The organism is Pseudobacillus sp. FSL P4-0506 (assembly GCF_038003025.1).
In the GTDB taxonomy this organism is placed as follows: Bacteria; Bacillota; Bacilli; order Bacillales; family Domibacillaceae; genus Pseudobacillus.
Genome location: NZ_JBBOOI010000001.1, coordinates 3,524,530 through 3,543,537, shown reverse-complemented (window position 1 = coordinate 3,543,537; position 19,008 = coordinate 3,524,530). Strand labels below are relative to the sequence as shown.

Below are 19,008 nucleotides of genomic sequence, written 5' to 3'. Positions count from 1 at the left end.
TGCCGACCAAGCAACCTTTTGCGTTTTTATCACATTGATTCAGAGGGAGATATTATGTTTATTGATCGACAAGCTGTCATTGTCTGGCTTCACAATACAAAGCCAGTCAAATCGTTGCGAAAATATGGGAATGTTCATTACGTATCGAAGCGCATGAAATACGCGGTAGTTTATTGTAATCAGGATGAAATTGAAGAAATGACGGAAAGATTGAATTCATTATCGTTTGTTAAGAAAGTGGAGCCATCTTTTAAGCCGTTTTTGAAAACAGAGTATGAAAACTCAAAACCCGATAAAGCAAAAGAATATGATTACAAAATCGGCGTATAAAAAAGCAGGGGACTCCCCTGCTTTTTGTTTTTATCGGCCTAGCGGTGCAAGAAGATGGTTGAGCCGCAGAATACCGATCAGGTGCTGGAAGTAAAGCTCCGTCTCTGCAAAAGCAGAGGAAGGTTTTACATCCATTTCTATAAGGGGCCGATTTAACGATTCAGCCGTCTCCTTAAATAGATCAAAGCGCTTGTTTGGCGTGCTGTGCGGGTAAGGAATCCCTTCACGGCATATGTAAATAGGCTGGAAATCCCCCGGGTCTGTTGGTGAAAGAACCACTGCCAGAGAAGTCATCTGGCGACCTTCCTCTGATGAGTGGAAAGCAATCATATGTGTAAGGCGATGGTGATTATTACGGACAATTTCAAGAAGCTCATATACATCTGAATATCCTTCTCCAAGTTCGATAAATCGCTGAACCAAGCTAAAACCTCCATTTCTGTAATAGGGACTGATGAAAGCCTTCTTATTGTACCTTTACAGGGAGAGAAGCTCAAGTTGCAAAAAGAGCGCACTAACTTATATGCTGGGCTATCTAACATTCCGATTTGAAAAAAGATTACTCCAAACGAAAGTAGTTTCTCAAGTGAAAAGGATAATTTTGTAGGTAAGTTAATCAGGTTGATGAAAAGCGAAAAGCATGCTGCTTCCTTCATTCATTGTTCATTTATATTTTTCATTAATAGGTTAAGTTCTTCTTCCAATGATGTGCCATTTCTTTTTTGAGAAATCTCGAAAGGTTTGTTGTAAAGACAGGCGTGTTTCAAAGCCAGAAATCCATCAAGCGGAAATGTATCGTTTTGCCATTCTTGGCGATACCCTAAAATACCCCGTTGTTTTATTATCCGATCTAACTCTTTTACTATACAAAAAACAAACTCATCAAAGTTACACTTTGCCTTTAACACTTTTCTAGGCAAATCTGTATTCTTTATTCTATCTACAAGTGGATTTTGAATTTCTGTAATTATAATTTCTAAGTTTTCAAAATCGCGCTTGAATTCCCAACGCAATAAAAAAGGGCCGGTCTGCCACTCAATACCGCCATTCCTTTTATGAAAAGCCCCTTCTTTCCAACTTAGTTTACACAAAGGATGAACAGAGGCTAAATATGTAACCAGATCACCAAGAGCGTCTGAATGAAAAGTAGGGTAAAACTCAAGCCTTTGATCATTAATTTCCAGTACACATGTGGCACTGCCACTTTTAATGTTTGTATAGGCAAATTTCAAGTTAGGTCACCTCATTATTTATACAGTAGTCTTACATGTATTTCTTTAACCTAATAAAGAAACCCTTCTTTCTTCTGCATGCAATGGCAAGTAAACGACTACAATATGTGCTGCGTACATAAAACTGTAGATTTTCGGCTGTTTACAGGACTAATTTGCTATTTTATAATTGGGTTGAATTAACTAGAGAAGGCGAGAATTATATGCTAAAAAAATCCATGTTGTTTATCTTTTTTTTGATAGTTATTTCCGGAACCGTACTGCTTATTCAATGGATAGGCTATGAAAAAACGTCTATGGCCTCTCAAGAAGCAAGAGTAGATCAGGAAATTCATGTAGAGCATAAAGAGGCAGGATTGTTTGTTAAACATACATTTACACGTTTAAAAGCGGAGGAACCTTTGTCTATCATCATGCCGCCTAATGCTTTAAAGGCGTCCTATAACAAGAAGGAAGGAAAATGTTCTTTTAGGGGACAAAGTGCCAATATCATTCCAGCAGGAGAAACGTTCTCGATTACTTACTCAGTGAAGCTCCCTTCCTTTGGAACGACCCTTCTATTATCCGACTGGTCGATTAAATTAAAAGAAGCAAACGCAGAGAATACAATCATCCACTTTACAGAGGAACAAATGAGAGAAGGTATGTGGTTTTCAGGCTTGGGATCTTCGAAGATGAAGAAGCTAGACTTGATTGATTATTATCTATTTCAAGGAAAAGGCCAGCCCGGAGCGTTGTATTGGCAACTAAAACCATTAAAACAATGGAAAAATGAGAAGCTCGTTGTTTATGGAGAGTCTGAAAGCGGGCTTGATCATCAGCAGCTTGATCTTATAGGAAAATCATTGGTTGATGGGGCCACCATTATTTTTACAGGTCAACATCCTTCTTATCTGTCCGACCGCTTGATCATAGTAAAGGACAATCAACAGCTTTCTCGGCTGGCAGAAAGTTTTATCACGAGCGAAGTGGGACAGAACTATCATTTTAAAGAAAGCGAGGAGTGGCTTGCATTTTTAATTGCTTCTTATAAGATTGGCCGACCAACTGGCTCTGAAAAAATAAGAAGAATGTATAATCAGTTAAATGAGCAATTGACAGAGGAGGAGGAGGCCCAGTGGAAAAAGCAACTTTTCGGTTTAACGAAAGAGCCAATTACAGCTGAGCAGCTGGATAACATTCTTTCAGAGGTGAAAGGAGCTAATACAGCTTTTTTCGTGAAAAATAAAAATGAAAACAAGCCTCTTCAATCATTATTTTTTTATGATTCCCGCTCAATCGAAGTAAATGGGTCTGAAACTGAGATGCAAGCAATTGTTCAGAACGGTCAATTGTTTTTTCCACTCACTGAAACACTTCAGTCGCTTGGATACGAGGTGAAAAATTTAACAGGTGAAAAATCGTTGCTCGTTAAACGAAAGTATAACACATACCGTTTTTATCCTAGCCAACACCGCTTTATCTTAAACGAAGAGAAGTATGGGTTATATGAAAATGCCTTGCAAACATATGAAGGTCGGCTTTACATTAATCAAAAGTGGCTGCAAAAAATATTTTTAGTAGAAGTACAAAATAAACAGAGCATCTATATTCAGGATCTTGATCTATAAAAAATGCCCTGCTGAACTGTTCAGCAGGGCCCTTCTATGTCTATAGTAGACAGAAGGCAAAGGGAGAGGAGAAACTGGAGAAAGAACTCATGGGGAATATAAGTCTTCTCCGTGATCGACAACATCCCGAGTGATGTTGTTATTAGTAGTATGAACCATTTGGGAAGGTTTTAAACGTTATTTATTAGAAAATATGCAGGATAATTATCAAAGAAACCTGCTGGATTCACCTAATGAGTTATGGTAACATGAGAAAGAAAATCTTTGTGAATGGTGAATATATATATGAGAGTCATATCAGGGACACAAAAAGGCATGCCGTTAAAAGCTGTTCCAGGGAACAGCACTCGGCCGACAACTGATAAAGTAAAAGAATCGATCTTTAATATGATCGGCCCTTATTTTTCAAGTGGCATCGGCCTTGATCTCTATGCCGGTAGCGGCGGCCTTGGAATAGAAGCATTGAGCAGGGGCTTTTCGAAAATGATCTTTGTTGATAGAGATATGAAAGCGATTCAAACTGTAAAGGCCAATTTAGCTGCTTGCCGTTTTTCCGATCAGAGCGAAGTGTACAGAAATGATGCAGAACGGGCACTGAAGGCAGTTGCCAAACGGGGTCTTGTTTTTGATGGTATTTTTTTAGACCCTCCCTATGCAAAGCAGCAATTAGAACGTTTGTTAAAGCGGATTGATGAGCAAGAACTGCTGGAGCAAAATGGTTTTATCGTATGTGAGCATGGTTCTGACCATACCTTGTCAGAGGAGATCGGCAGACTGCGACAGGTGAGAATGGAAACATATGGCATTATCCGCGTGTCAATTTTTAAATGGGGGAAAGAATAAAGGGGGAGTATCAATGGCAAGCATTGCCGTTTGTCCGGGCAGCTTTGATCCGATCACGAATGGACATTTAGATATTATTCAAAGAGGCGCTAAGATCTTTGATAAAGTATATGTAGTTGTATTAAGCAATTCATCTAAAAAACCGTTATTCTCTGTTGAGGAACGAAAAGAATTAATTAGTGAAGTGACCAAACATCTGCCAAACGTAGAAGTAGATAGCTATAACGGATTGCTGGTAGATTATGCAAAAGAAAGAGAAGCAAAGGCAATCCTGCGTGGGCTGCGAGCAGTTTCAGATTTTGAATATGAAATGCAAATCACTTCTATGAACAGGGTACTCGATGAAAGCCTGGAAACATTTTTCATGATGACTAACAGTCAATATTCCTTTCTTAGCTCCAGCATCGTAAAGGAAGTGGCGAAATACAATGCCGATATTTCCGATTTGGTGCCGCCAGCTGTGGAAGCAGCTTTAAAAGGTAAGAGAAAAAGTAAATAAACGTTATAAGACGGTTGAATATATTCAGACGGAAAAACACCCTCACTTAACAGAGGGTGTTTTTCTAATTATTTCTTAGCAGTGGCATAATAAAAGAATAGATAAGCGATCAGCATCCCAATAGTGAAAATCGGCCCAATTTGCTGTAAATAAAGCAACAGTTTCTCCCAGATTGTTTTTTCATAAAGAAAAACAGGTATAGCAGGCTGAGTAACTTCGGGATTGAAAGATTGCTCATACACCGGCTTCCATAAGAGGAAGGCAAAAATGGCTGCATATATGCCATGAAGAAAGCGAGCAAATAAAAATTGCCGAAAGCGTATATCTGTATCTGCCAGAATACTGGCTACCTGGGCATGGACACTAAGGCCACTGAAGGCGAGAACGAAGCTGACAACAATTACCTGCTCCATCAGATTAGCAGGTTGGACTTGACTGATCATTTGGCTGCCGAGGGTGATTTCGAATAAGCCGGCGATAAAAGGCACACTCAACTCAGACGGCAAGTGAAGAAAGGACAGAAGTTGAGCTGCTCCTGTTGCAAGAAAAGAAGTAATATTCATATGAAAAAGAATCTTATTGAGTACGGAAAAAAGAATAATAAATCCGCCGATCATAAGCAACGTATGAATGGAAGAGAGAACGGCATCCCCCATCAGCTTTCCAATGGGTCGTTGATCTTGGCTTCGGGCTTTGTGCATGGCAGCAAAAGCCGAAGAGACTGAAAAGGAAGAAGAGGAATCTGTTTTTTTCTCGTTTTTTGCTCCGTAAAATCTCATGGTTAGCCCTACAAAAAAGTTTCCCCCATAATGAGCAGCGGCCAGCAGAAGCCCTAAATGAGAATTATAGAAGAAGCCGACTGAAACGGCTCCGAAAATGAAAAGAGGATTGGATGAGTTGGTGAAACAAACGAGACGTTCTGCTTCAAGCTGGGACAGTTCGCCGTTTTGTCGAAGGCGTGCCGCCAACTTTGCACCGGATGGAAAGCCTGAAGCCATCGCCATCGCCCATACAAATCCGCCCGCTCCAGGCACTCTGAAAAGTGGGCGCATAAGCGGCTCCAGCAAAACACCGATAAGATTGACGACCCCGAGGCCAATCATCATTTCAGAAACGATGAAAAAGGGAAGTAGCGAAGGAAAGACGATTTCCCACCACATATTTAATCCTCGAATGGATGCTTCAAATGAAATTTCGGGAAAGATAATTAATGAACCAGCAAAAGCCGTAACGCCCATAGCTAAAAGAATGGTTTTTACCTGGGTAGACGTCAACTATTCATACCTCCTGTTCTTCAAAAGCCAGGCTCTATTCTAGGATTCGTTTGATGTTTCAGGTAAAATAGCATTAGTGAGCAGATGGATAGGAGTCTGGAAATAATAAAGAAACTTGTCCTGTTTTTAATCAATATACTCATACAATCGAGAAATAGACCATAGCTTAAAAGAGAAATCTGCACACGGGAGGGAATACATTGACTCGTCCGAAAATAGGTGTGGCTCTGGGAGCAGGAGGGGCGAGAGGCTTTGCTCACATTGGCGTATTAAAGGCACTTAAGAAAGCCGACATTCCCATTGATATGATTGCTGGTAGCAGCATGGGTTCTTTTGTGGCCGCTTTATATGGGACTGGCCACGATATGGAGCAGCTTCATAAGCTTTCTACAGCATTTCGCAGAAAATATTTTCTGGATTTTATGATTCCTAAAATGGGTTTTATCGCTGGGAAAAAGATAAAAAATTTTATCCGATTGTTTACTCATGGAAAAAATATTGAAGATTTAAAAATTCCGGTAGCCATTGTAGCAACTGACATTAAAAATGCCGAAAAAGTCGTCTTTAAAAAAGGACCGGTTGCGGATGCTGTTCGAGCCAGCATTGCCATTCCTGGTATTTTTGTCCCGGAAAAAGTAAACGGCCGTCTGCTTGTGGATGGCGGTGTTATTGATCGGGTACCCGTGTCTGTTGTTAAAGAAATGGGAGCCGATATTATTGTTGGGGTTGATGTATCATCTGTAAAAAAGAGCGCTGAAATTCAAACAATTTTCGATGTCATTATGCAAAGCATTGATATTTTGCAAATGGAGATTGTAGCCAATCGCCAGACTGCTTCTCACGTAATGATTCGCCCGCCTGTGGATATGTATAGCTCGAAAGCTTTTACTCATATTGATGAGATCATCACTGCAGGCGAAGAAGAAACCCAACGGCGAATACCGGAAATTATAGCAGAGATGGAACACTGGAAGGAGAAGCCGCATGAGAAATAAACGCACGAGAAATAAATGGCTGCCGCTTGTTTATGTTTTGGTACTTTTGTTAATTGGAGCGTCTTTTATCAATTTACCTTATTATGTGATGAAACCAGGGGAGGCCCATGAATTAAAACCAATCGTCGAGGTAGCTGGAGGGGAAAAAGATCCTGGCACCTTGATGCTCACGACGATTAAAATGGGAGAGGCAAACTACCTTTCCTACGCGATTGCTTCACTTCGTGATTATGAGGAGATCGTGCCTGTTGAAGAGGTGCGCAGTCCACATGAAACGAATGATGAATACAACGTCCGCCAGCAATATTTAATGACCAATTCACAGCAAAATGCGATTACTGTGGCGTTTGACGCAGCGAAGAAGCCCTATCATTTTCTCTATCAAGGAGTGTATGTGTTAAACGTGTTTCCGGGGATGCCAGCAGAAGGGGTACTGCAGGCGGGCGACCGTATCATTGCTATAGATGGCAAGGCGTTTAAATCTTCTCAGATGTTCACCGACTATATCCAGACGAAGCGGCCTGGCGAGAAAGTAACGATTACATTTATTCGAAATAAGGAAAAGTTGGAGAAAGATATTGCACTCAAAAAGTTTGAAGGAAATAATAAGAAAACAGGGATTGGCATTGGACTGACAGATCAAAAAAAATTAATCAGCACTCCAAAAGTAAAATTAAAAGCCGAGTCTATAGGTGGCCCGTCTGCTGGTTTAATGTTCAGTCTTGAAATATACAATCAGCTCGTAAAAGAAGACATAGCTAAAGGCAGAAAAATTGCCGGTACTGGAACGATTGCACCCGATGGAACAGTGGGAAGAATCGGAGGGATTGCTCAAAAAGTGGTTGCGGCCGATCGAGCAGGCGCAGAAATCTTCCTGGCACCAGACGATGAAATTTCACCTGAATTAAAAAAGCAAGTGCCTGGCATTGTATCTAACTATAAAGAGGCATTGCGCACCGCTAAAGATATTGGAACAAAAATGAAGATCGTACCCGTGCATACATTTGATGAGGCGTTACATTATTTGCTTACAGAAACATAAAATGAAAAGTTCCTTAAAGAAAGGTCTTTAAGGAACTTTTTATAAGCTTAAGGCAAAATTACTGGATGTTCGTTAAATTCGCTGTGAAGAAGGGAATGAGAAGAGCAGGCGGACAAGCCTAATGCATAAATTTCGGTTGCTTTTAAGTCAAGAGCAAGCATTTCTTTGAAGGCAGCTGGCTTAGTAATTAGCGGAAGAGACATACTCTTTTTTATTTTGCTCAGATAGGTGCGTCCCTGTTTGTTCATTCCGAGGAGACGAACATATCGTACTGCCTCCATAGCTGTTGCCATTTCTTCTTTTGAGACATGCAATAAAATGTGGACAAGGGCACGCTGTATTCGTGTCCAGGTATACCGTTTTGTTTTAACCGCCTGCATAAATTCAGTAAAATTAGTCGCTTGGCGAGCTGTCTCTTTTAAACGATATTCAATTCCTTCTGAGACATCATACATTTGTGCCAGTTCTTCTGTGGAGCTGGATAACAGACGATACTGAAGGAGCGGCCAGTACATGTTCCACTCATGAAAATGGCTATAGGTGTTTAAATAGCGATGTAATTCATCAAATGTAGTGGCGGGAACATACGGTTTAATCGTCTGAAGCTGGCCTTGCTGTTCAGCAATAGCCTTGCGAATGCCAGTGGCGCTCGCAATGGACTGGTTCCCCAATGTAGCCTCGTGAAAATCGGCTTGCTGGCGTTTAATGGTAAGCGGCTCCATTGGCTGCGAAAGGATTTTGTTTGCCCGCACATAATGAAACCCCAGAATGTTGTTAGGCTTCGATAAGTCGAGCGGCAGCTGCTGGCCAAAGAAGGACTCTCTTGCCAAGGTCTGCGCCTTGGGGAAGCTAAAACCCTCATTCATGTATTTATGAACGAGCGGATTAAGCTGCTCAGCAGACTCTTCCATTCGATGGATTGTCTCTACAAAAGGAGCAAGCTGCCCATTTTCACTGCCAAAGCAAAATGAATCACAAAACAGTTCATGGAGAATCGAAATGGCTCCTTTAGCGAAATATTCCGCTTTTTGAACCGAAAAAACATAGGGTAATTCGACCACGATATCTACACCGTTTTGCAGAGCCATTCGTGTCCTGGTCCATTTATTGACGAGAGCTGGTTCACCTCGTTGCAGGAAATGCCCGCTCATGACTGCAATCACTACATCTGCCTGGGCTGATTCACGCGCTTTTTGAGCATGATATAAATGTCCGTTATGAAAAGGGTTATATTCAACGACAATGCCAACTGTTTTCATTAGAATGTTCCTTTGTTATGGTTAGTGTTAGTATTATTGTTAGTTAGTACAAGGCGAATGTCAATATGTATTGTTACTAAGTTTTCTTTCTTAGCTATTAAGGGAAGAGGTGTTTTTCCAATCTGCTGTTGCACAGAGCGAGCACCTTTCGCTTTTCTCGTGTCCAGCTGTAGCGGCTAGACTCTCGGTCATAAGCCGTCACGCCGGTGTGGCAAAAAGCATCACTTTGGCGGTCCGCCTTATGTCTGCCGAGTCTAAACAGCCGCTTCCGCTTTTCGTGTCCAGCTGCAGGTGCTTGTGCGTACGGAGATTTCGCTCGCTCTGTCAGAGTTTGAAAAGGCAACTCCTCGTCGAGAGCTCCAATCTGCTATCGCACAGAACGAGCACCTTTCGCTTTTCTTTAATGTCAAGAAAATATATTGACAAACGTTTTTGTGAAAGCTATAATTACTTTTGTTGCCTTGAGGTGATAACGATGATGAAATGGTCAATTATTCAATTACAAAAATCTCGTGATACAGGCTTGCAGATTGACGAAATGGTAGATATGAGCCATTTAGAAGCCCGGAATACGGAGATTAGACATTTGCCTCCAGTTCATGTGACGGGACGAGCGGATATTGGATCAGACAAAGTAACTTTTCAATTAGATGTAAAAGGAAAGATGATCCTGCCGTGTTCACGTACACTTGTTGATGTGGAGTATCCATTTGAATTCTCTTTGTTGGAGACATTTATTTTAAAAGCTTCTTCGTTCAGTGAATATGAGGAAAACGAAGATGTTCATTTAGTAGAAGGCGATGTTGTTGACTTGAATCCGGTTCTAGAGGAGGCAATTCTTCTCGAAGTGCCGATGCAGGTGATTAGCGATGAAGCAGATGAACACACGATTTCTGCCGGAAAAGGGTGGGAATTCCAAAGCGAAGAGCAAGCTTCAGAAAAAGAAACTAAAGTGGATCCGCGATTAGCAGGGCTGGCAGACTTTTTTAAATCGGATAAAAATTGAGAAGTACCAGCTAATTCTGGCTTCACATACTTACATTTTCTTTTAAGGAGGTGGAAATAATGGCAGTACCTTTTAGAAGAACATCTACTACGAAAAAAAATAAACGCCGTACACACTTTAAATTGCAAGTACCTGGTATGACAGCATGCCCAAATTGCGGTGAAATGAAACTTGCTCACCGTGTATGCAAAAATTGTGGAACATATAAAGGAAAAGAAGTAGTAAGCAAATAATTGATTCGCCTACCTGGCGATCCTATTTGTGAAAAACGCGAAGAGACCATGGCTCTTCGCGTTTTTTATATTGAAGACAGAAGTCGGGAAAAGCTACAATAAGAAGAAAAGGAGGGGGACAATGGAGTATCTGATCGAGCAGCTACCTAGCGGGATATTGGTCTTTAAAATAACGCGTCCTGATAAAAGAAATGCTGTTAATTTTAAGGTGATGGAAGGATTGGAAGAAGCGATCGAACGTGCTAAATTAGCAGATGTTCAAGCACTCGTCATTACGGGGGAGGGAGAACAGGCCTTTTGTTCAGGTGGCGATCTGTCTGTATTTCACGCATTACGCACAGAGGAAGAAGCACATGAAATGCTGTCGAGGATGGGAGAGATCTTATATAACCTGGCTGTGCTTCCGAAGCCAACGGTTGCATTAATTAATGGCACAGCGGTAGGCGGAGGCTGTGAAATTGCTACAGCATGCGATTTTCGTATAGCAAAGATAGGGGCTAAGTTAGGGTTTATCCAGGGCAGTCTGGCGATAACGACCGGCTGGGGAGGCGGCACTCTTCTCTTTGAACGAATCGATGCCGCACATGCATTAAAGCTGCTAACCGAGGCATCTATTTACCGTGCGGAGCAGCTTGACCATATTGGGATGATTAGCCAAGTAGTTGACGAAGTAGACATCACGGTGGCAGAACGTTTTTTAAAAGAAGAACGATCTATACAAAGTGAAGTCTTATCAGCATATAAGCAGATTCAAATCCGCAAATGGCAAGCGAGTGGTTTATATGAACGGATGATGCAGGAGGTACGGCAATGTGCTGTCCTTTGGGCAAGAGAAGAGCACCATCAGGCTGTGGATGTGTTTTTGAATAGAAAAAAGTAAGAAAAAAGAAACCTGCCGCATTTTATAGAGCTAAACATGCGGCAGGTATATAGCAAAAGCTAATCAGCTGATTTTTTGGCTTGTTGTAGCAGCGGGATTCCAAATTAGCCGTGAGCTGTTTTCCGAAAGAGGAGTAAAGTCCATTTTTTCCCAAAAAGAATGCGACTTCACTTTTGGTTTTGTTAGAATAGGCAGGCTGAATGACTTGGCGAACTCTACAAGCTTTAAACCAAGCCCTTTATGCTGATATTGAGGAAGGACTTCTAGCTTCCAGATTTCCAAGTATTGTTCAGGCCCGTTTTCAAACAAGGCGGAACCATCTTTCTTTACATAAAGACACATCCGGGCAACGAGCTTGTCACCATAGTAAATACCGTAAAACGGAGAGGTGGCATTGTCTTCAACCATATATATTTGGAACTCTTCAAGCATGGAAAGTTCCTCTAGCCCATACTCTTTGAAGCTTTTAAATTCATCCATGGTCTTAAAATTCATTTTAAGGTTCTCAACTGTTATTGCCATATTTCTTACTCCTCCTCTGTCTATATAGAAAGTATAGAATTTTATTAAGCTTATAGTTACATTCATTATATAATAGAAACAGACAGAAATGAATACCCCCTCTGGGAACGCTTTCAATTTTGGGGATTTACTTAAATAATGGTTCATTTCTTGTGAAAGGGGCAAAAATGAGGTGAAAATTGGAGTAGTCGGCGGTGGAGCGGTCGGGATGTTCTTTGCAGCAAGCTTGGCCGAGTGGTTTCCTGTTACTCTTTTTACGCGAACGAAAGAGCAGGCGGATAAGGTTAATCAACAGGGGATTATCATAGAAGAGAGGGGAACTGCATCTGTTCATTTTGTTCAAGGGGCCTCTATTGATGAGCTTCCTGAATGTGGATTAGACTGTCTAGTTGTCGCTGTAAAGCAATACACGCTACCGTCCATCCTGCCGCTGTTAGAAAAAACAGGTCCATATCCTGCGCTCGTATTCTTGCAAAATGGGATGAGCCATATAGAAATGATTAAAAGCCTTCCTCAGAAGCAAATATACGTGGCTGCTGTTGAGCATGGCATCCTCAAATCTGATCTTGTGCGCATTAATGTTCGTGGGAGAGGAAAAACAAATATAGCCGTATTCCGGGGTGATCAACAAGCGGTTAAGGGCATGACAGAGCAGGCTAAAATCAGTTTTCCTTTTCAGTGGTGGGAAGATTATGAGACTATGCTGCTCGGAAAATTGGCGGCTAATACGGTAATCAATCCGCTAACAGCTATTTTAAGAGTGCCGAACGGGGAGCTCATAAGCAATCCTCACTATTTAAAAATGGCTGAAACGGTTTACCAGGAATTCACTGCTGTGTTTGGCAAGAAGCTGAACGAAGGGGCTTGGGATGAAATTATGCACATATGCCGAACGACTGCTGCAAACCATTCATCTATGTTGAAGGATATCGAGTCTAAGCGCCCTACCGAAGTTGATGCCATCCTCGGCTATGTTCTCTCACAGGCAGAAGAAAAGGAAATCGCTCTTCCGGTATCAGCGGCTTTATACCATATGATTAAGGGAATAGCTTACGGGAAGAAAGAGTGAAGCGCAACGTTGTTTCTTTTTTCGGAGAAATGATATACTCAAACAAGTAAAATGCGCGAAGAAAGGAAGTACATATATGGAGTTGGAATCACTTTCCGTTCCTGCAATCAACCGGTTTGCCTCCCTCTACTTAAAACAGGAAGCACCGGTAACGGACTTTTTTCATTATAACTTATCAGATAGAAGAAATGCTTATAAAGAAAGAGCCGTAGATTTGCAGGCACGCACTTATAGAAGGGCGTCCCTTGCTGCATGCATTGAGACGTATATGAAGCCTTTTTCCTTTTCGGAAGAAGTGAGGGTTTCGCTAGAGAAATTAAAAGATGAACGTTCCGCTGTTGTAATTGGAGGCCAGCAGGCTGGTCTTTTAACAGGCCCTCTTTACACTGTTCATAAGGTCATTTCAATTATTAAATTGGCCCAGGAAAAGGAAAAAGAATTAAATATTCCTGTCGTCCCAGTCTTCTGGATTGCCGGGGAAGACCACGATTTTCTCGAGGTTAACCACGTGTATGTTGAAAGTGAATTCTCTATGGAAAAAATGTCTTACCCTGAGCGAGTCATCGGGAAAAGAATGGTTTCAGATATTCAATATGATAAGCAACAGATGAACAGCTGGGTCCAAAAAATTTTCTCTATGTTTGGAGAAACTGATCATACGAAAGATCTATTGGAGCATGTTCGTGAAGAAGCTGAAAAAGCGGAGACAGTGACCGGTTTTTTCAGCCGGCTGATCCATTCTCTGTTTAACCGCTACGGGCTATTGCTTATCGATTCCGCTTATAAACCATTGCGGGAATTAGAAAGGCCTTTTTTCAAACAATTAATTGAACAGGCAGAGGAGGTCACTAGAGCCGTTCGCGATGGACAAAAAATTATATCTGATCAGGACTTTAATCCATTGATTGAGTTAGCTGATTCTGCTGCTAATTTATTTCTTTATGAAAATGAAGAGAGGGTTCTGTTGGAATATGATCCGCAGACACAGATTTTTTTCAGTAAAAATGGTGATACCCAATATACGAAGGCGGAGCTTCTCGCTCTTCTTGAAGAGGAACCAGAAAAATTCAGCAACAATGTCGTTACCCGCCCTCTTATGCAGGAATGGCTGTTTCCAACGCTTGCCTTTATTGCAGGTCCTGGGGAAATTGCTTACTGGGCAGAACTTAAAGGGGCGTTTGAACAGCTTCACATGAAGATGCCGCCGATTGAAGCACGCTTAAATATGACTCTCATAGAAAGAGGAATCGTCCGGAATTTAGAAGAGCTTCAGCTCTCACTCCCTTCAGTCGTTCAAAAGGGAGTGAAGGAACAAAAAGAGAAATTTTGGAATTCTGTCAGAGATGATCACTTTCATGAGTTGATCGCTGGTGTTCAACAATCTTTGATGGACCAATATGCTGAGATTGAAAATCGCGCCCGTCATCTTCATAAAGAAACAGTGCCTATTGTTTTAAAGAATCGTGACTTTCATTTAAATCAGCTTGCTTTTTTGACTCGCAAAACAGATGAAATGATTCAAAGACGACACGCTATTGTGTTGAACAAGTATGACAAATTACAAAATGCCCTTAGACCACTCGATTCTCCTCAAGAACGCATACGGAATGTATACGAGTATTTAAATAAATATGGCTTGGAGTTTATTGATGAACTAATGGCACTTGATTTTACGTTTACTGGTGATCACTATTTAGTAAAGATATGAACGCTTTGAGCCAAATGAGCTATTTCAAAAATAGAATAGATTCGTTTTAGACTGTCGACAAACGTGTGCTTTCGTTGTTGCTCGTCTGATTGTAGGGCTCGTGAACTTTCTAGTCATTTCGCTCCCTGTCAAACTGTGCACTTTGAGAGTCAAAGGCTGAGAATGTGCAGAATAGACTGTGTTTACATTTTAGAACAGCTGCCTTAGAAGGCAGCTGTTTTTTTTATTGCCCGGGAAAATCCTTCAATTTTCATAAAAACTATGTCGTTTTTGAAAGCATATGTTTAGTGGTGCAGAAATTTTTCCTCCATGTTCCCCATCCTTAAATGACTATGTAGAAATAAAGCTTTTCTCAGGAGAAAGTATCGAACGAAAATGGCTGAAGCGAAGAAGGGAATTCTTCACTTCTGGAGAAATGAAAAATAGTGGAGATAAGTGGGGGGATGTGGTACAGTTAGGATTGGAAGTGGAGGGAATAGGTATGTTCATGGGTGAATACCATCATCATATTGATGCGAAAGGCCGTTTGATCATACCTGTTAAATGGCGTGAGCGTTTAGGAGAAAATTTCGTGCTTACGCGAGGGCTTGACCAGTGTTTGTTTGGTTATCCATTAGAAGAATGGCAAGCGCTGGAAGAAAAATTGAAAGCTCTGCCATTAACAAAGAAGGATGCTCGCGCTTTTATGCGTTTTTTCTTCTCAGGGGCCAATGATTGCGAACTTGACAAACAGGGCAGAGTCAACATTCCATCGACACTCTCTAACTATGCCCGGCTTGAAAAAGAATGCGTGATTCTTGGAATATCCAACCGTATTGAGATTTGGAGCAAGCCAATATGGGAAGACTACTTTATGAAATCGGAAGAGTCATTCTCTGAAATAGCCGAAAAAATGATTGACTTCGATATTTAGAATTTGAATGGAATGGTGACAGATGAATTTCGAACATACAACGGTACTGTTGAAAGAAACAGTAGAAGGGCTGAACATTCGACCAGATGGAGTTTATGTCGATTGCACGCTGGGTGGTGCAGGCCACAGCGAGTATTTGCTGTCGCTGCTTGGAGATCAAGGGAAGCTGTACGCCTTTGACCAGGATGAAACGGCGATTCGTCATGCTGCAAAAAGACTGGACCGGTTCGGGGACAGGGTAACCTTTATCAAGAGTAATTTTAAGTATATAAAGGAAGAACTTGCGCGATTACAGGTTGATAAAGTAGACGGTATTTTATATGACCTCGGTGTTTCTTCCCCTCAGCTTGACACACCGGAAAGAGGTTTTAGCTACCATCACGATGCGCCGCTTGACATGAGAATGGATTTGACTGGCGGTCTTAGCGCTTATGAGGTAGTGAACCATTGGGAGTATGCCGACCTGGTGAGAATTTTTTTCCAGTATGGGGAAGAGAAATTCTCTAAACAAATTGCTCGTAAGATTGAAGCAGCCAGGGAGACAAAATCTATTGAGACAACTGGAGAACTGGTGGAGTTGATTAAGGAAGGAATCCCAGCTCCCGCCCGCAGAAAAGGGGGGCATCCGGCTAAGCGTGTTTTCCAGGCAATTCGCATTGCAGTAAACGATGAATTGCGCGTGTTTGAAGAGTCTTTAAAAACAGCTATCGGATTATTACGTCCCAAGGGAAGGATTAGTGTCATTACTTTTCATTCACTTGAGGATCGCATTTGCAAATCTATTTTCAAAGAAGCAAGCCAAGGGCCAGATTTACCACCTGGATTGCCAATGATACCAGAAGAGTATGAACCTGAGTTAAAACTCATTACACGCAAGCCGATCTTGCCGACAGAAGAGGAATTAGAGGATAACAATCGAGCTCGGTCCGCGAAGCTGCGTATTGCTGAAAAAATAAAATAAACAGGGGTGAAAAAATGAGCAATCTTGCGAGAAAACAACAAATTAGACACGAAGAAAAAACGCTATCCAAGAGTAAAAAACAGCAGATTAAAAAGCGCCTGTTTACACCGGGGGAAAAAGTGTTGTTCCTGCTTTTTGCCTTAATGATTTGTTTTTTAGGCGCAAAGGTGGTTTCGACACAGGCAGCTCTTTATGAGGTAAACAGGGACATTCAAGATGTCGAGCAGCAGATTAAGGAGCAGAAAAAAATTAATCACGACCTCGAAGCACAAGTCAGCGAAGAAAGTACATACGAAAGAATCTGGAAGCGTGCGAAGGAGCTAGGGTTAAATTTAAGCGAACAAAATATTAAGGTTGTGCAGCCGCAATGAATGAAAATCGAATGAATATGAAAAGAGGAGCAGCGATATTATTTGTAATATTCGCCCTGCTCTTTTTTGTCTTATTTGCCCGTTTTCTCTTTATACAAATATCGGGAAAAGCAGACGGACACTCATTAAAGAGTGAAGCTCTGCAAAAGTATTTGCGAACAGATGTGCTGGAGTCAAACAGAGGAACGATTTATGATCAGCATGGAGCAGTGATTGCCGAGGATGCCACCTCCTTTACACTTGCCGCTATTTTAGATCCTTCGATGACAACGAATCCAAAAAAGCCAAAGCACGTAACGGATCCGGAAAAGACCGCAACTGTGTTGGCCAAATATATTGATATGGACAAAAGTGAAATTGAAAAGCGTTTGGAGAAAAAAGGGGCTTTCCAAGTAGAATTCGGAAAAGAGGGCCGAGATCTGTCAAACAGTGTAAAAAAGAAAATTGAGGCAGAAAGACTACCGGGGATTATCTTCTTAAGGGATTCAAAACGTTTTTATCCGAATGGTAAATTTGCTTCTCATTTAATTGGTTTTACGCAAAAGCTTGAAGAGAAAAAAGGCAATCAAGTGATTCAGCGTACTGTTGGACAAATGGGAATTGAAAAAACTTATGAAAAATATTTAAAAGGAAAAGATGGGAAAATCCAATATAAAAGCGACTTATGGGGATACTTGCTTCAGGATAAGAAGGAGATGATTCAAGAACCCGATGATGGGGATCACATTTATTTAACGATCGACACAAAAATTCAAACCTTTTTAGAAGATGCGTTGAATGAAGTAGAGAAGGAATATAAGCCAGGAAAAGCTTTTGCGATTGTGGCCGATGCTAAAACTGGGAAGATTCTTGCTATGGGCCAGCGGCCGTCTTTTCACCCGGATACACGAGCAGGTCTTGGAGACAACTGGAGCAATGATCTTGTGGAATACTCATTTGAACCAGGTTCAACAATGAAAATCTTTACACTTGCTTCGGCCATCGAGGAAGGTGTTTTTCATCCGAATGAGCTTTACAAGTCAGGCACGTATAAAGTGGGCCGAGAGGCTATTCGTGATCATAATGGAGGAGCAGGCTGGGGGCCGATTACTTATTTAGAAGGAGTGCAGCGTTCTTCAAACGTTGCTATGGCTAACTTGTTGGAAAAAATGGGACCGGATGTTTTCAGACAGTATTTAGATGATTTTCATTTCGGGCAAAGAACAGGCATCAGGCTGCCGAACGAAGCAAAAGGACAAATTCTCTACAACTATCCGCTGGAAAAAGTAACGACAGCTTTTGGCCAAGGCACGACGGTTACAGCCTTGCAATTAATCCAGGCTGCGACTGCTGTTGCTAACGATGGAAAGATGATGCGTCCTTATGTAATTGATAGAATAGTAGATGATAAGACAAAGAAAGCTCTTGTGGAGAACAAGCCTGAAAAAGTAGGAGAACCGATTTCAAAGGAGACAGCTCAACAGGCAAGAGAAGTATTGAAAAGTGTAACAACTGCCGAACATGGCACCGGACAAATGTATCAAATTCAGGGGTACGAAGTGGCAGGAAAGACTGGAACGGCTCAAATGCCAAACCCTCAAGGCGGTTATTTACATGGAGCAAATAACTATATTTTCTCCTTTTTAGGTATGGCCCCTGCGAAAGACCCTCAGCTTGTCGTTTATGTAGGTGTTGCCCAGCCGAATCTTGATGGGGAAGCAGGCTCTGTTCCGGTCTCGAAAATATTTAATCCAGTTATGCGTAACAGCTTGCAATATTTGAACATTGAACCGAAGCAAACGCCAGCAGCCAAATCTATTAAACTGGAGAATTTTAAAAATAAGACTGTAAACCAAGTAGTTCAGGAGTTGAAACACAATAAGATTGAACCGATCGTTATGGGAACAGGAACAAAAGTAGTTGGTCAGTCCCCAGAAGCGCGGTCGACACTTTTGCAAGGCGAAAAAGTAATCTTGCAAACAGATGATACTGTTACGATGCCGGACATGGAAAACTGGTCACTGCGAGATGTAATGAAAGCAGCGAATCTTGCCGGTTTAAAAGTCAGCTATACAGGAGAAGGATATGTTGCCAGCCAGAACATTAAGCCAGGGGCGCCTTTAAAAAAGGGACAAAAACTAATTTTAAAGTTAATGAAACAAGAAGAAAAATTACAATTTGATCAGCAACAGAAAGAACAGCAAGAAGAAGAAAGCCAAAACGAACAAGAAGAGCAACAATCGGAAACATCAGAAGCAAGTGAGGAAACAACAGGCTGAGGG

At 41.5% G+C, this 19,008-nt stretch carries 20 protein-coding genes; 15 read left to right on the top strand and 5 right to left on the bottom strand.

Going from position 1 to position 19,008, the window contains the following annotated elements; all coding sequences use genetic code 11:
• The first annotated feature begins 54 nt into the window (after nt 1–54).
• Nucleotides 55–330, top strand: coding sequence for a YlbG family protein (locus tag MKZ02_RS17510; protein WP_340854808.1), 276 nt, complete (start codon nt 55–57; stop codon nt 328–330).
• A gap of 30 nt (nt 331–360) precedes the next feature.
• On the opposite strand, the gene MKZ02_RS17505 is transcribed toward MKZ02_RS17510, so the two are convergent.
• Nucleotides 361–753: a DUF7147 family protein gene (locus MKZ02_RS17505; protein ID WP_340854807.1), complete on the bottom strand. Its 393-nt coding sequence runs from the start codon at nt 751–753 to the stop codon at nt 361–363.
• A 233-nt stretch (nt 754–986) separates the two neighbouring features.
• A complete protein-coding gene (locus MKZ02_RS17500; RefSeq protein ID WP_340854805.1) occupies nt 987–1,562 on the bottom strand; it encodes a hypothetical protein in 576 nt (191 codons plus the stop codon).
• A 203-nt stretch (nt 1,563–1,765) separates the two neighbouring features.
• Between MKZ02_RS17500 and MKZ02_RS17495 the strand changes: the two genes are divergently transcribed.
• From MKZ02_RS17495 to coaD, 3 genes are all read left to right on the top strand, one after another.
• Nucleotides 1,766–3,172, top strand: a complete 1,407-nt coding sequence (locus tag MKZ02_RS17495) for a stalk domain-containing protein (protein ID WP_340854803.1) — start codon at nt 1,766–1,768, stop codon at nt 3,170–3,172.
• Between the two features lie 285 nt (nt 3,173–3,457).
• Nucleotides 3,458–4,015 carry a 16S rRNA (guanine(966)-N(2))-methyltransferase RsmD gene (gene rsmD, locus MKZ02_RS17490; protein ID WP_340854801.1) on the top strand — a complete coding sequence of 186 codons (558 nt, stop codon included), beginning with the start codon at nt 3,458–3,460 and terminating at the stop codon, nt 4,013–4,015.
• 13 nt (nt 4,016–4,028) lie between these two features.
• The gene (gene coaD / locus MKZ02_RS17485; RefSeq protein ID WP_340854800.1) at nt 4,029–4,514 is read left to right on the top strand and encodes a pantetheine-phosphate adenylyltransferase; all 486 of its coding nucleotides are present in this window, start codon (nt 4,029–4,031) and stop codon (nt 4,512–4,514) included.
• 68 nt (nt 4,515–4,582) lie between these two features.
• Here the strand turns inward: coaD and ylbJ are convergent, their stop codons facing one another.
• The gene (gene ylbJ, locus MKZ02_RS17480) at nt 4,583–5,788 is read right to left on the bottom strand and encodes a sporulation integral membrane protein YlbJ (RefSeq protein WP_120037068.1); all 1,206 of its coding nucleotides are present in this window, start codon (nt 5,786–5,788) and stop codon (nt 4,583–4,585) included.
• A 200-nt stretch (nt 5,789–5,988) separates the two neighbouring features.
• Here ylbJ and MKZ02_RS17475 point away from each other — a divergent pair, with 200 nt between their 5' ends.
• Both MKZ02_RS17475 and MKZ02_RS17470 read left to right on the top strand, forming a co-directional pair.
• Nucleotides 5,989–6,783: a patatin-like phospholipase family protein gene (locus tag MKZ02_RS17475; RefSeq protein WP_340854797.1), complete on the top strand. Its 795-nt coding sequence runs from the start codon at nt 5,989–5,991 to the stop codon at nt 6,781–6,783.
• A complete protein-coding gene (locus tag MKZ02_RS17470; protein ID WP_340854796.1) occupies nt 6,773–7,825 on the top strand; it encodes a SepM family pheromone-processing serine protease in 1,053 nt (350 codons plus the stop codon). The genes MKZ02_RS17475 and MKZ02_RS17470 overlap by 11 nt, the downstream gene beginning before the upstream one ends.
• A gap of 47 nt (nt 7,826–7,872) precedes the next feature.
• Here MKZ02_RS17470 and MKZ02_RS17465 read toward each other — a convergent pair whose 3' ends face one another.
• A complete protein-coding gene (locus MKZ02_RS17465; RefSeq protein WP_340854794.1) occupies nt 7,873–9,084 on the bottom strand; it encodes a nucleotidyltransferase in 1,212 nt (403 codons plus the stop codon).
• A 475-nt stretch (nt 9,085–9,559) separates the two neighbouring features.
• Here MKZ02_RS17465 and MKZ02_RS17460 point away from each other — a divergent pair, with 475 nt between their 5' ends.
• The 3 genes from MKZ02_RS17460 (at nt 9,560) to MKZ02_RS17450 (ending at nt 11,203) form a co-directional block, all read left to right on the top strand.
• The gene (locus tag MKZ02_RS17460; RefSeq protein ID WP_340854792.1) at nt 9,560–10,090 is read left to right on the top strand and encodes a YceD family protein; all 531 of its coding nucleotides are present in this window, start codon (nt 9,560–9,562) and stop codon (nt 10,088–10,090) included.
• Nucleotides 10,091–10,149: 59 nt separating this feature from the next.
• Nucleotides 10,150–10,323: a 50S ribosomal protein L32 gene (rpmF, locus tag MKZ02_RS17455; RefSeq protein ID WP_041099796.1), complete on the top strand. Its 174-nt coding sequence runs from the start codon at nt 10,150–10,152 to the stop codon at nt 10,321–10,323.
• Between the two features lie 121 nt (nt 10,324–10,444).
• A complete protein-coding gene (locus MKZ02_RS17450; protein ID WP_340854789.1) occupies nt 10,445–11,203 on the top strand; it encodes an enoyl-CoA hydratase/isomerase family protein in 759 nt (252 codons plus the stop codon).
• Between the two features lie 63 nt (nt 11,204–11,266).
• Here the strand turns inward: MKZ02_RS17450 and MKZ02_RS17445 are convergent, their stop codons facing one another.
• Nucleotides 11,267–11,725, bottom strand: coding sequence for a GNAT family N-acetyltransferase (locus MKZ02_RS17445; protein ID WP_340854787.1), 459 nt, complete (start codon nt 11,723–11,725; stop codon nt 11,267–11,269).
• 172 nt (nt 11,726–11,897) lie between these two features.
• Here MKZ02_RS17445 and MKZ02_RS17440 point away from each other — a divergent pair, with 172 nt between their 5' ends.
• From MKZ02_RS17440 to MKZ02_RS17415, 6 genes are all read left to right on the top strand, one after another.
• Nucleotides 11,898–12,794 carry a 2-dehydropantoate 2-reductase gene (locus tag MKZ02_RS17440; protein ID WP_340854786.1) on the top strand — a complete coding sequence of 299 codons (897 nt, stop codon included), beginning with the start codon at nt 11,898–11,900 and terminating at the stop codon, nt 12,792–12,794.
• A gap of 76 nt (nt 12,795–12,870) precedes the next feature.
• Nucleotides 12,871–14,502: a bacillithiol biosynthesis cysteine-adding enzyme BshC gene (gene bshC, locus MKZ02_RS17435; RefSeq protein WP_340854785.1), complete on the top strand. Its 1,632-nt coding sequence runs from the start codon at nt 12,871–12,873 to the stop codon at nt 14,500–14,502.
• A gap of 481 nt (nt 14,503–14,983) precedes the next feature.
• A complete protein-coding gene (gene mraZ, locus MKZ02_RS17430) occupies nt 14,984–15,415 on the top strand; it encodes a division/cell wall cluster transcriptional repressor MraZ (RefSeq protein WP_120037084.1) in 432 nt (143 codons plus the stop codon).
• A 22-nt stretch (nt 15,416–15,437) separates the two neighbouring features.
• A complete protein-coding gene (gene rsmH, locus MKZ02_RS17425) occupies nt 15,438–16,376 on the top strand; it encodes a 16S rRNA (cytosine(1402)-N(4))-methyltransferase RsmH (RefSeq protein WP_340854784.1) in 939 nt (312 codons plus the stop codon).
• A 14-nt stretch (nt 16,377–16,390) separates the two neighbouring features.
• Entirely contained in the window at nt 16,391–16,747 is a 357-nt protein-coding gene (gene ftsL, locus MKZ02_RS17420) for a cell division protein FtsL (protein ID WP_120037086.1), read from the top strand.
• A complete protein-coding gene (locus MKZ02_RS17415) occupies nt 16,744–19,005 on the top strand; it encodes a penicillin-binding protein (RefSeq protein ID WP_340854782.1) in 2,262 nt (753 codons plus the stop codon). Before ftsL ends, MKZ02_RS17415 begins: the two co-directional genes overlap by 4 nt.
• Nucleotides 19,006–19,008: the final 3 nt, after the last annotated feature.